The 13,530-nt window shown below is 39.2% G+C and carries 10 protein-coding genes and 1 pseudogene; 7 read left to right on the top strand and 4 right to left on the bottom strand.

Annotated elements, in window-relative coordinates; all coding sequences use genetic code 11:
- Positions 1–517 precede the first annotated feature (517 nt).
- The 3 genes from ACU5DF_RS09855 (at position 518) to grxB (ending at position 3,192) form a co-directional block, all read left to right on the top strand.
- Entirely contained in the window at positions 518–1,591 is a 1,074-nt protein-coding gene (locus tag ACU5DF_RS09855) for a phage integrase (protein ID WP_446712722.1), read from the top strand.
- An 88-nt stretch (positions 1,592–1,679) separates the two neighbouring features.
- A complete protein-coding gene (gene xthA, locus ACU5DF_RS09850; protein WP_446712721.1) occupies positions 1,680–2,486 on the top strand; it encodes an exodeoxyribonuclease III in 807 nt (268 codons plus the stop codon).
- 55 nt (positions 2,487–2,541) lie between these two features.
- Positions 2,542–3,192, top strand: coding sequence for a glutaredoxin 2 (gene grxB, locus ACU5DF_RS09845; protein ID WP_446712720.1), 651 nt, complete (start codon positions 2,542–2,544; stop codon positions 3,190–3,192).
- 282 nt (positions 3,193–3,474) lie between these two features.
- Here the strand turns inward: grxB and ACU5DF_RS09840 are convergent, their stop codons facing one another.
- The 4 genes from ACU5DF_RS09840 to ACU5DF_RS09825 all read right to left on the bottom strand — a co-directional run bounded on the left by ACU5DF_RS09840 (position 3,475) and on the right by ACU5DF_RS09825 (position 6,660).
- Entirely contained in the window at positions 3,475–4,152 is a 678-nt protein-coding gene (locus ACU5DF_RS09840; RefSeq protein ID WP_446712719.1) for an ABC transporter permease, read from the bottom strand.
- Between the two features lie 2 nt (positions 4,153–4,154).
- The gene (locus ACU5DF_RS09835) at positions 4,155–4,895 is read right to left on the bottom strand and encodes an ABC transporter permease (protein ID WP_045102367.1); all 741 of its coding nucleotides are present in this window, start codon (positions 4,893–4,895) and stop codon (positions 4,155–4,157) included.
- Between the two features lie 137 nt (positions 4,896–5,032).
- Positions 5,033–5,809: an L-arginine-binding protein AotJ gene (aotJ, locus tag ACU5DF_RS09830; RefSeq protein WP_045102368.1), complete on the bottom strand. Its 777-nt coding sequence runs from the start codon at positions 5,807–5,809 to the stop codon at positions 5,033–5,035.
- 80 nt (positions 5,810–5,889) lie between these two features.
- Entirely contained in the window at positions 5,890–6,660 is a 771-nt protein-coding gene (locus ACU5DF_RS09825) for an ABC transporter ATP-binding protein (RefSeq protein ID WP_045102369.1), read from the bottom strand.
- 626 nt (positions 6,661–7,286) lie between these two features.
- Here ACU5DF_RS09825 and ACU5DF_RS09820 point away from each other — a divergent pair.
- The 4 genes and pseudogenes from ACU5DF_RS09820 (at position 7,287) to ACU5DF_RS09805 (ending at position 13,504) form a co-directional block, all read left to right on the top strand.
- Positions 7,287–8,795 carry a DUF3360 family protein gene (locus tag ACU5DF_RS09820; RefSeq protein ID WP_446712718.1) on the top strand — a complete coding sequence of 503 codons (1,509 nt, stop codon included), beginning with the start codon at positions 7,287–7,289 and terminating at the stop codon, positions 8,793–8,795.
- Positions 8,796–9,093: 298 nt separating this feature from the next.
- A pseudogene (gene pflB / locus ACU5DF_RS09815) lies at positions 9,094–11,371 on the top strand (formate C-acetyltransferase).
- Between the two features lie 161 nt (positions 11,372–11,532).
- A complete protein-coding gene (pflA, locus tag ACU5DF_RS09810) occupies positions 11,533–12,270 on the top strand; it encodes a pyruvate formate lyase 1-activating protein (RefSeq protein WP_446712717.1) in 738 nt (245 codons plus the stop codon).
- Positions 12,271–12,337: 67 nt separating this feature from the next.
- Complete coding sequence (locus ACU5DF_RS09805) at positions 12,338–13,504, top strand: JmjC domain-containing protein (RefSeq protein ID WP_446712716.1); 1,167 nt, start codon at positions 12,338–12,340, stop codon at positions 13,502–13,504.
- Positions 13,505–13,530 lie beyond the last annotated feature (26 nt).

The raw sequence follows: 13,530 nt of genomic DNA, 5'->3' as shown, positions 1-13,530 counted from the left end.
CAAAAAAGCCGCTCATATCGGTAAGCGGCTTCTTGCTGGATTTCTCCAACTACTAAGATATCACCCTTAGTAGATATACTATTAGGTAATCACTCCTAACAGTATTTTACATGTCTTTTAATGTCCACCGTCGTGAACTTTTGCCATTAAATACAATTCTGACGATGCCGTCAATACCCCATTATTGTGCTGTATATACATCTAGTATTTTCTTTATTTAAGCCTAAAACACCCCAAAAAAGTATGCTTTAGACGCACAGAGACAGCCCTAATCACGTTTATTTGATTTAGGCAATACAGTTTCATAAGTAAATATTTTATTTACTCTGAGCATTCACAGAGCGTCGAAAATCGACGTTATAAATAAATAAATATTTTTATATTTATACGTATTGAGTCATATTGAGGCATATAGCGTCACCATTAACTACCATTGTATACCATCGTTCTTCATAAACATTGCAATTTAACCCCATGCAAACCACTGTATATTTATACATGATTAATGATATTTAGTATGTCAGTACATAACTTAAAAGATGGAAGTAAGAAGCCTTGGATATGTGAGTGCTATCCAACAGGCCGAGAAGGTAAACGGATCCGTAAACGCTTTGCCACAAAAGGCGAAGCTGCCTCATTTGAAGCATTCACTATGAAAACCATTGACGACAAACCATGGCTTGGTACAAAAGAGGACAAACGCCCTCTTTCTGAGTTGCTAACTCTTTGGTTTAATTTGCATGGTAAACATTTGCGATCTGGCGTGACTACTTATCGCCGATTAATGATGGTATGTGAAGAACTGAACGACCCAATCGCTTTACGTTTAACACCGACTGATTTTGTTCATTACCGGGCAAATAGGAAAACACGAGGCCGAGGAACAGGACGAAGCGGCGGTGAACTTTCACCAGCCTCGCATAACTTTGACCAGCTTTCTCTACAAGGTGTATTTAACCATTTAATTGAAATTAAAGAATGGGATTTCCCAAACCCAATGCTGGGTGTCAAGAAGATTAAAACAGGTGAAAGTGAGCTCACTTTTTTATCTAAAGCTCAGATTGATGATTTGCTTTTGTTTGTATCAAAAAGCCCTATTGGTGATCAGCTCTCTTCTATTATCAAAATTTGCTTATCCACCGGTGCGCGAATTATGGAAGTGGTAAGTCTTCAAGGCTCTCAATTATCTGAGTATAAGATCACGTACATTAATACCAAGGGGAAACGAAATCGCACTATTCCCATTTCTAAAGAATTATACGATGAACTTTATCAATCAACTTCTGGCCGAGTTTTTACCTGTGGCTATGGTGTTGTTCATAAATGGCTAACCTTGGCATTACCTGATTTACCCAAAGGACAAGCCACTCATGTTTTGAGACATACTTTTGCGAGCCATTTTATGATGAATGGTGGTAATATCTTGGTATTACAGAAAATCCTCGGTCATCAGGATATTAAGCAAACTATGGCTTATTCACATTTTGCACCTGATCACCTAAATGATGCGGTTTCGTTAAACCCATTAAATGCCACCAAGTACGACATGAAATATGGCGACAAAGTGGCGGCAGCGGTTAACAACCATTAGTTTTCATTACCCTTATTTAGTTTTGCTCACATAACTAACACATTGAAAACTAACGAAACCCGATATAAAACAAGGAGTCTCAAAAGCAATGAAAGTAATCAGCTTCAACATAAATGGCCTTCGTGCTCGCCTTCATCAACTTCAAGCTATCATTGATAAGCACAACCCTGATGTTATTGGTCTTCAAGAGATCAAAGTACATAACGATATGTTTCCTGTAGAAGCCGTTGAGGCGATGGGTTACAAAGTCTATTTTCATGGACAAAAAGCGCATTACGGTGTTGCTATGCTATGTAAGCAAGAGCCTATCTCTGTTCAATATGGTTTTGATACCGATACTGAAGAACATCAAAAACGTATGATCATGACAACACATCAACGTGAAGATGGCTCACAGTTTACTGTTATGAATGGTTATTTCCCGCAGGGTGATAGCATCAAGCATGAAACCAAATTCCCATATAAGCGTCAGTTCTATAAAGATTTAATGACTCACCTAAACACCCACCACAATAGCGATGAAGAACTCATTGTAATGGGTGACATTAATATTAGCCCTATTGATTTAGATATTGGTATTGGTGAGCCGAACGCAAAACGTTGGTTAAGAACAGGCAAGTGTTCATTCCAACCAGAAGAGCGTGAATGGCTACAAACCTTAAAAGATTGGGGATTTGAAGATACCTTCCGTAACCTTCACCCAGAAGTAACCGATCAATTCTCTTGGTTTGATTATCGCTCTAAAGGCTTTGTTGATAACCGAGGTCTTCGTATTGATGTTGTTATGGCAACGCCAACACTTGCAGCTAAGTGTACTGAAGCTGGCATTGATTACGAACTTCGTGGCATTGAAAAACCATCTGATCACGCGCCAATCTGGTCTACATTTAAATAACGATTTGAGCCTTACTTTATATTCTAAAGTGAGGCTTTTTTAATAAGGAAGTAGTATGAAATTATTCTTATTTGAACATTGCCCATTTTGCATGAAAGCTAAAATGGTGGCAGGTATTAAAAAACTGCCTATTGAATTCATTTATATGCAAAATGATGATGTTGATAGCCGAATCGAGAAAGTCGGCGCAAATATGGTTCCAATTTTAGAGAAAGAAGACGGCAGTTACATGGCTGAAAGCCTTGATATCGCAGAATTTCTTGATAAGCACGACCATCACTCTGTGATTGAACAAGCGACTCATGCTGATGAAATTTCAGAATGGCTAGATACCGCTCGTCCTTTGTTCTTTAACTTAACATTCCCTCGTTGGACTCAACTAAATTTACAAGAGTTTCAACGCCCTGAAGCTGTCACTTGGTATACAGAGAAAAAAGAAGCCTTCATTGGCATGAGCTTTAAAGAGGCGCTTACTCAAAGTGATGAGTACATTAATACGTTAAAACCTCTTTTAGTTGATGTGAATTTCATTACCTTACCATCAGAAAAAGGCAATAAGATCACTTGGGATGACATTAATTTGTTCCCATTCTTGCGTAATTTGACTGTAGTGAAAGGGCTGGATTTTCCTCCACATCTAAAAAATTACATGGATGAGATCAGTGAACTGACTGATGTAAATTTATTTTTTGATGTCGCTGTATAGCACTAATTTAATCAGTGGTTATAAAGTAAAAAAGAGCACATAAAAGTGCTCTTTTTCTTTATCATTGCCATTAAAACCAACGTTGGTACCAAAGTATTTCACCATGCTCAATGAAATCAAAAAGACTCAAAAACAACGCGCAAATAACTACTAATTTTATTAGCCTTATCAATAAAGATGATAAGTTCATAACGATATCCTCAAAAGTATAATCTAGTTCTGCTGCATCAAAACACAAAGAGCACAGTGCTGTGCTCTTTTTGATTATAACTTAAAATACAATTAGCTTAATGGTCTCATAAATCTAAGCATTCGTGTTTCTAACTGTTTAAATACAAAAATAATGATAAAGGTTAGACACATATAGAACATACCAGCGGCAATATATGACTCAAAAGGTGCGTAATAACGTGAGTTCACTAATCGTGCTGCGCCAGTCAAATCCATTAAGGTCACAATGCCCGCTATCGCAGAACCATGTAACATGAAAATAACTTCATTACTGTAAGCAGGAAGCGCTCTACGCAGTGCGCTTGGCAAAATAATGCGTTTGTAGGTTTGAAATTGGCTCATACCATACGCTTTCGCCGCTTCTATTTCACCTTGTGGTAAACCATTAATTGAACCGCGAACAATCTCTGAAGTGTATGCCCCAGTATTTAGAGCAAAAGCGACTAAAGCACAAAACGATGCATGTTCCCATAGCGTATCTTTCACAGGGAAGAACTGATCCATACCATAGTAAATAAGGTACAACTGGATTAATAACGGAGTTCCACGGAAAAAATAAATATAAGCCCAAGCAGGAACCCAAATTAATGGGTTATTGCTATTTCTTGCTATCGCAGAAGGCACCGCTATACACAGGCCAATAACGAGAGAAAGAGTTACTAACCAAACTGTTGTCCAAAGCCCATCTAAATAAATCGGTAGGCTCTCAATAATAATTGAAAAATCCATGCTTACCTCATATGAATGCTGAATTTACGTTCAACCAGTTTTAAAGCACCTGTTGAAACCGCGGTAAATAATAAGAAAATACAAGCAACTGTCATATAAAAAGTAAATGGCATTTTCGTTGTTCCTGCTGCCATAGAGCTGACTCGCACCATATCTTCCAAGCCAATAATCGACACTAAGGCGGTAGTTTTAAGCAACACTAACCAATTATTACCAAACCCCGGTAATGCATGTCTGATCATCTGTGGAAACAAAATACGTCGGAAAGCCATTGGACCGCTCATGCCATACGCTTTTGCTGCTTCCATTTCACCACGGTCAACTGCCATGATGGCACCACGGAACGTTTCAGCCATGTAAGCACCAAAAATGAACCCTATGGTTAATACACCAGCAATAAATGGGCTAATTTCAATATAGTCTGGAAGATAAGATATCCACTCATGATCTGGATTTGAGTTTGTCATCCACTCATTTATCCATTCATTGGTAGCATACAAGCCATTATTTAATAGCATTTGGCCACCGAAGAATAACAACATCATTAATACAAGATCGGGAATACCACGTACAACGGTTGTATAAACAGTTGCGATTGATCTTGCCCAACGATAAGGGGCCATCTTAGCTAGCGCACCTAGTAAACCTAAGAACACCGCTAAAATCAGGGATAATAGTGCGACTTGTAGCGTCACTATTGCACCTTCTAAAATGGAGGATTCATATCCTTGTAAATCTAACATACTGCTTCCAAGCTTCCGCTTTAGTACTCACTCCAATACATAAAAATCTCTCGATATATATTGGAGTAAGTATCACTATTAGAAATAATGGAAGAGACATTTAACATGCCTCCTCCCTTTACTACTCACTCTAGTGTTTATTCACCATAAACATCATAGTTGAAGTATTTAGCAGCAATTTCTTGATAAATACCTTTTTCACGTAGCGATTGGATCGCTGCATTTAATTGCTTTGTTAAGTCTTTATCTTGCTTACGAGTCGCAATACCAAAGCCATCGCCAAACCATTTTGGATCCGTTAGTGATGGGCCAACAAACTCATACGCTTTACCGCCAGCCTTGTTAAGAAGACCTTCTTCTAATGCCGATGCATCACCTAGAACCGTATCAATACGACCTGCTTTAAGATCTAAGTATGCTTCATCAAATGAACCGTAACGTTTAAGATCAACACCTTTACCAAAGTTATCTGTTAGGTATTTATCGTGTGTTGTTGCACGTTGAACACCAACAGTTACGCCTTTAAGACCTGCTTTTGTCATTACTAAATCTGTACCTTTTTTAGCCACAAATTTATTCGGGATCAATGCGTATTTTTCTGTGAAATCAATTTTCTTTTTACGCTCTTCAGTAATCGACATTGCGGCAATAATTGCATCATATTTACGGGCAAGCAGCGATGGAATAATGCCATCCCAATCTTGCGCTACTATTTTACAGCGCGCTTCCATCTCTTTACATAGTGCGTTCGCGATATCAACATCAAAGCCTTTAAGTTCACCTGAAGGCTCGGTCCAACTAAACGGAGGGTAAGCTCCTTCAATACCAAATCGAATTTGCTTCCATTCTTTTGCTTGAGCTGCGCCAGTGACGGCTGTAGATGCAACAACTGCTGCTAATAACCACTTCTTCATTTCCTTGCTCCTGTAACTAACGATTTTTATATTTATACTGTTTGTTGTGTTTCTTTTCTTACTCAGGTACTCATCGACTTCTAATAAATAGATGAAATAAACTGTTTTAAACGCTCTGACTCTGGATTAGTAAAAAGCTTAGCGGGATCGCCCTGCTCTTCAACCAAACCTTGATGTAAGAACATCACATGATTTGATACATCACGAGCAAACGCCATTTCATGTGTTACTACCAACATGGTGCGCCCCTCTTCAGCAAGATCTCGCATTACTCCAAGAACTTCCCCTACTAATTCAGGGTCAAGAGCAGAGGTTGGCTCATCAAATAACATTACCTCGGGATCAACCGCTAAAGCTCGTGCAATAGCCGCACGTTGCTGTTGTCCTCCCGATAGATGCCCTGGGTAGTAGTCTCTACGTTCATACAAGCCAACTTGTTTTAAAATCTGCTCAGCTTTCTCAATAGCTTCTGCTTTCGGTACTCCTAAAACATGTATAGGTGCTTCTATCACATTTTGAAGCACTGTCATGTGTGACCATAAGTTAAAACCTTGAAAAACCATCGCAAGGCGAGAACGAATTCGTTGAACTTGTTTTTCATTCGCAGGAATAGATTCACCTAAGCGGTTATTCTTCATCTCAATGAGTTCACCGTTTACCCAAATTTCACCTTGAGTAGGGGTTTCAAGTAAATTAATACAGCGTAAGAAGGTACTTTTACCTGAACCTGATGATCCAATAATGGAAATCACATCACCTTTATTCGCTTCTAAAGAAATACCCTTCAAGACTTCATTTTGCCCAAAGTGTTTGTGTAAATCTTTCACTTCTAGCGCGACAGCATCCTTCATGCGCCATAACTCCTAATTCAAATACACACTAATTATTTTGATTTTTCGTTCATTTGTAGAATTTAACACTCAAAAACAGCGCAAGCAACAATTTGTTAACTAGCGACCTCTCAGTATTAATATAATTCTTTTTAATAAAACTAAAAATACACCCAATTGTAAATTTATATTCAACAAAGGTTAGTTTTATAAGATAATTATTCACAATGACAAGTTAACAAAATTAAAACATTCAATAGGGGCGGATTTTTAAATTTGCCTCACAAAACTCACATGTACCACAATAAACACGTTCCACATGTAATCGAATTACTGCTATATTTAATTTTTTATTCATATTCTTTAACAAAAAAACGTGAACTCGAAAAAGAGCGGCCTTAAAGAAAATAAGACATAAGCAACTGTTTAATAAGATAAAAACGATCACTACTGATTAAATTAACATTATACCTATAAAGTATTAACGTTCTCATTTTGTAGTTTTCTTTCATATACAAATATAAAGTGATCAAGATCAATCATTAGATGATTTTTCATGTGCTACACTCATCGAAAATAACAAAAACAACATCAATATCTATCAATATTGATTTCTAATTACTTAATATTTCTAATATGAGGATTCTATGTCTATAGACAAAGAGCAGAACGAAAAGAGCTATAGCGAGTTACACCGCCCTGCTTCTGAGTTCAATAGCCGTTCAGACTATTTAGATCATGAACTGCAAATAATGAAGCCACGTCGCTTTGGTTTAAACCTACCTGGCCGTGATTTCCGTTTCGAACTTGAAGATCTTGTTCCAGCATTAGCAGGCACTATTGGTATCATCGCAATGTACTCTGCTGTGATGATGTCTTGGGCCGATGGTCTTACACAAGCCTGGCCACACATCAACTTAGGTAAAGAATTTGCCATTGAAGTTGCTCGTGTTGAAATGCTAATCCCTGCGTTTTTATTCTGTATTTTAGCTTCTGGTTTCTTCAACCCTCGCGCTAACCTTGCAGGTAACCACGGCCCAATGATCCCACTTATCGGTGCGATCGCGTTAGCTGGTGCACACCCTCTTGCTCTTGCCATTTTATTAGGTGTATTCGGCTTACTATTAAGTTACTTCAAAGGAGGTTCCAAGCTTGTTAACTTGACCTCTGAAGGGGTCGCTGGTGGCCTTCTTGTTTTCTTAGGCTTTAGCGGTGCAATGGGTCAAATTGGAAAAATCCAATCTTGGTCTACTGGCCTTGAAGGTGGTTTGGGCTATATTGGCTTAATCGTGTTAGCAGTAAACATCGTTCTATACGCTTACCTTGCTCGTATTAACAAACGCTGGTTAGCTATCCCTGCTTGTGCATTTGCTGGCTTAGCAGTAGCGCTTGCACTGGGCGCAGGTTTTGACCTTAAGTTTGAAACTCAAATGGGTATTCCTAACCTAAACCCAGTTTATTGGTGGGGCTCTACGACTGAAGGTTGGATGTTAGGTCTTCCAAACCTACAACACTTCTTAGCTTCTTTACCATTTGCTATTCTTGCTGTTGCAATGTGGTCTCCAGATTTCCTTGGTCACCGTATTTTCCAAGAGCTAAACTACCCACGTCGTACTGAAAAAGTATTGATGGATGTTGATGATACAATGACTATGTGTTCTATTCGTCAAATGGTAGGTACTGCTGTTGGTGGTGGTAACATTACATCGTCTTGGGGGACATACATGATCCCAGCGGCTATTGCTAAACGTCCTATTCCAGGCGGTGCAATTCTTCTTGGTATTATTGTAATGACTATTGCTATCCTTGGTTTCCCAATGGATGTAGCAGTATGGCCACCAGTAATGTGTATGGCTCTATTGGTTGGTGTATTCTTACCAATGCTTGAAGCTGGTGTCCAGATGGTTAAAGAAAGTAAAGATGCGCAATCTGCGGGTATCTGTATCTTTGCTGCTGCTGTTGCCAACCCAGTATTAGCTTGGGCTATGACAATGCTACTTGATAATAACGGTTTAATCGGCGATAAAGAACGTCCTAAGAATCTTTCTTTTATTGACCGTATTGTTATTCCTGGTGGTGTATTAGTGATTTGTTTAATCGCTATGCTAGCGGTTGGTATGCTTGAAGGTCAGTATGGCATTCCTGCATTTCTGTAACTTAGTATGGTAATCTAGGTTCAGACCTATAATACTTATGGGGTAGCGTCAACAGTTACCCCATCTTTATTAAAAAAATTGAAGATTTATTGATTTAGTTTAAGGTTTACAAAAAAAGTTTAATGTATTCTTGAAAAATCGAACGGTTAGTCGCAATATGAATGCTTATAGGCTAGGTTTTATAACCATCCATATTGTTATTAATATTAGAGTGTACTATTTGCCCATACGGGTTGTGGTCTATTCATAACACCACTTAAATAGTACGTATTTTTTCTACTAAAAAGGTAGGTATATCATGGCAGAGCAATTTGCTAAAGCTTGGACAGGTTTTGCAGACGGTGAGTGGCAAAACGAAGTTAACGTTCGCGATTTCATCCAAAAGAACTATGCACCTTATGAAGGTGACGAAGAATTCCTAGTTTCTGAAGGTACTGAAGCAACTAACAAGCTTTGGGCTAAAGTAATGGAAGGCATCAAACAGGAAAACGCAACTCATGCACCTGTTGATTTTGATACTTCTCTTATCTCTACCATTACAGCTCATGACGCTGGATACATCAACAAAGACCTAGAAACAATCGTTGGTCTTCAAACTGATGCTCCTCTAAAACGTGCAATCATCCCTAACGGTGGCGTACGTATGGTTGAAGGTTCTTGTAAAGCATATGATCGTGAACTTGATCCTATGGTTTCAAAAATCTACTCTGAATACCGCAAAACACACAATGCTGGTGTTTTCGATATCTACACTAAAGACATCCTAAACTGTCGTAAATCAGGTGTTCTAACAGGTCTTCCTGATGCATACGGCCGTGGTCGTATCATTGGTGATTACCGTCGTGTTGCACTTTACGGTATTGACTTCCTAATCAAAGACAAGCTAGCTCAATTCGCTTCTTTACAAGAACGTTTTGAAAAAGGCGAAGATCTAACAGCAACAATGCAACTTCGTGAAGAAATTGCTGAGCAACACCGTGCTCTAGGTCAAATCAAAGTTATGGCAGCTAAATACGGTTGTGATATCTCTGAGCCAGCTACTACTGCTCAAGAAGCAATTCAGTGGACTTACTTCGGCTACCTAGCTGCTGTTAAATCTCAAAATGGTGCAGCAATGTCTCTAGGTCGTACATCGACTTTCCTAGACATCTACATCCAACGTGATATCGAAGCAGGTCTTCTAACTGAAGAACTAGCTCAAGAAATGATCGATCACTTCGTAATGAAGCTTCGTATGGTTCGTTTCCTACGTACTCCTGAATACGATGAATTGTTCTCTGGTGACCCAATCTGGGCTACAGAATCTATGGGTGGTATGGGTATCGACGGTCGTACACTAGTTACACGTACTAACTTCCGTTTCCTAAACAGCCTTTACACTATGGGTCCTTCTCCAGAGCCAAACATCACGGTTCTTTGGTCTGAGCAACTACCTGTAGGCTTCAAGCGTTTCTGTGCGAAGGTATCTATCGATACGTCTTCTATCCAGTACGAAAATGATGATCTAATGCGTCCTGACCTAGGTTCTGATGATTACGCAATCGCTTGTTGTGTATCTCCAATGATCGTTGGTAAGCAAATGCAGTTCTTCGGTGCTCGTGCTAACCTTGCGAAAACAATGCTTTACTCTATCAACGGCGGCGTTGATGAGAAGCTGAAAATCCAAGTTGGCCCTAAAGAAGCGCCAATGACTGATGAAGTTCTTGATTACGCTAAAGTAATGGATCGTCTAGATCACTTCATGGATTGGTTAGCAACTCAATACGTTACAGCATTGAACTCTATCCACTACATGCACGACAAATACAGCTACGAAGCGTCTCTAATGGCTCTTCATGACCGTGACGTTCGTCGTACAATGGCTTGTGGTATTGCTGGTCTATCTGTTGCAGCCGATTCACTATCTGCAATCAAATTCGCGACAGTTAAACCAATTCGTGACGAAGATGGCATCGCTATCGATTTCGACATCGAAGGTGATTACCCTAAATTTGGTAACAATGACGCTCGCGTTGATGATATTGCATGTGAACTAGTTTCTACGTTCATGGGTAAAATCCGTAAGCTTACTATGTACCGTAATGCTATCCCTACTCAATCTATCCTTACTATTACTTCTAACGTTGTATACGGTAAGAAAACTGGTAACACACCAGATGGTCGTCAAGCAGGTGCTCCTTTTGCTCCTGGTGCTAACCCAATGCACGGCCGTGATGAGAAAGGTGCAGTAGCATCACTAACATCAGTAGGTAAACTACCGTTTGCTGATGCACAAGATGGTATCTCTTACACATTCTCTATCGTTCCTAACGCTCCTAGGTAAAGACGATGACAACCGTCGTTCTAACCTTGCTGGCCTAATGGATGGTTACTTCCACCACGAAGCGAACCTAGAGGGTGGTCAACACCTTAACGTAAACGTTCTTAACCGTGAAACTCTAGAAGACGCAGTTAAGCACCCAGAGAACTACCCACAACTGACTATCCGTGTTTCTGGTTATGCTGTGCGTTTTAACTCTCTAACTACTGAACAACAAAAAGACGTAATCGCACGTACTTTCACTGAAACTCTATAATTTCAGCGTTAATTAAGTAGCATTGAGCCCTGCCATTTTGGTGGGGCTTTTTTATTTCTGTTTTCCCCTTAAATCCCCTAATTTCTCTCTGGTTTACCCTACTTAATTACCCCAAAGTATAATAAAATAACAGGATAATTATAGTTCGGAGAAATGTCGTCATGTCTGTAGGTCGTATTCACTCTTTTGAATCTTGTGGTACCGTTGATGGTCCAGGTATTCGCTTCATCATATTTTTACAAGGCTGCTTAATGCGTTGTATGTATTGTCATAACCGCGATACTTGGGATACTCATGAAGGTAAAGAAGTCACCGTTACTGAATTAATTGAAGAAGCCAAAAGCTACCGCCACTTCATGAAAGCGTCTGGTGGCGGCATTACTTGTTCTGGTGGCGAAGCTATGCTTCAACCTGAATTTGTTCGTGATTTCTTCCGTGCAGCACAAGCTGAGGGGATGCATACTTGCCTAGACACAAACGGCTATATTCGTAAGCACACCGATGTGATTGATGAAGTATTAGAAGCATCAGATCTAGTAATGCTTGATATCAAACATATGAAAGATGAAATCCACCACGATTTCATTGGTGTCTCAAATAAACGTACGCTTGATTTTGCTCGTTATTTACAAAAAATTGGAAAAACAACGTGGCTTCGCTACGTAATTGTCCCAGGTTATACGGACGATGAAGAATCAGCGCATATGTTAGGTGAATTCATTAAAGATATGGATAACATCGAAAAAATAGAGCTACTACCTTATCACCAATTAGGTGCCCACAAATGGGAAGCTATGGGCCTTAAGTATCCTCTGGATGGCGTGAATCCTCCTCCAAAAGAGACGATGGAAAAAATGGTTGCAGTCCTAAACCAATACCATAATAACGTGAAATTCTAAGCTCGAACTTCACCCTAAATTTATTCTAAATGCCCGATTATCGGGCATTTTTATTGGAAATAAAATCATGTATCAACTAAGCTTTTCCCTACAAGAATTTCTCTCTGAATATTGGCAGAAAAAACCAGTTATCATCAAAGGTGGTTTTGAAAACTTTCAAGATCCAGTAACACCTGAAGAGTTAGCCGGTTTAACGCTAGAAAGTGATGTAGATTCTCGCTTTGTCTCTAACTTGAACAACGAATGGAAAGCAGAACACGGTCCATTAAGCGAAGAACTATTCGATACTCTTGGTGAAACCAATTGGTCTATTATTGTTCAAGCGGCTAACCACTGGCATGAAGGTGCAGCTGAGCTATTTAAACCATTCAAACAAATGCCAAACTGGTTATTTGATGACATCATGATCAGCTATTCAGTGCCCGATGGTGGCGTTGGTCCACACATTGATCAATACGATGTATTCATCATTCAAGGTCAAGGTAAGCGTCATTGGCGTGTGGGTGATATCGGTGAATATCAAGAAGAACACCGTCATGGTGCATTAAAACAAATCACTGGATTTGACCCTATTATTGATCAAATTTTAGAACCTGGTGATATTCTTTACATTCCACCAGGCTTCCCACATGACGGCTATGCCCTAGAACCATCAATGAGTTACTCCGCTGGTTTCCGTTCTCCAAAAGAACAAGAATTAGTCAGTAATTTTGCTGATTTCATTATTGAAAATGAACAGAGTGATGTTCATTACCATAATCCAAATCTTCAAGCGCAAATTCACGGTACTGAAATTACAACACAAAGCTTTGAAGACTTAAAAGCCATGATGTTAAATGCCATGTCTAATGAGCAAAGTTTAAAGCAGTTTATGGGGGAATATTTAAGTAACTCTCGTCATCATTTAAACATCCTTCCTGATTCTGAGAAATGGACGACAGAAGAATTATTAAGCTACTTACAATCAGGTCAAGCTCTGATTAAAGTGGCTGGAGTCCGTGCTTTCTATCATGAAACAGAAGCATGTGAAGATAACATGACACTTTATATTGATGGTGATAGCTATGTATTCCCACTAACAGTAAAAAATGATGTGATCGCATTATGTGAAACACCAGAATTCACATTGCTTGATGTTGAGAACTTACTTCAAGATCCACATTCAGTCGCTAACTTACTGCAATTTGTAAACATTGGTTACTGGTTTGTAGAATCAGAGGAAGACGAAGAATAGACGATAATCACTGTAAATCGACTTAT

The sequence above is a fragment of the Aliivibrio wodanis genome, assembly GCF_052920805.1.
Note: the sequence above shows the minus strand (reverse complement) of the source record. Positions and strands in the feature narration are given on the sequence as shown.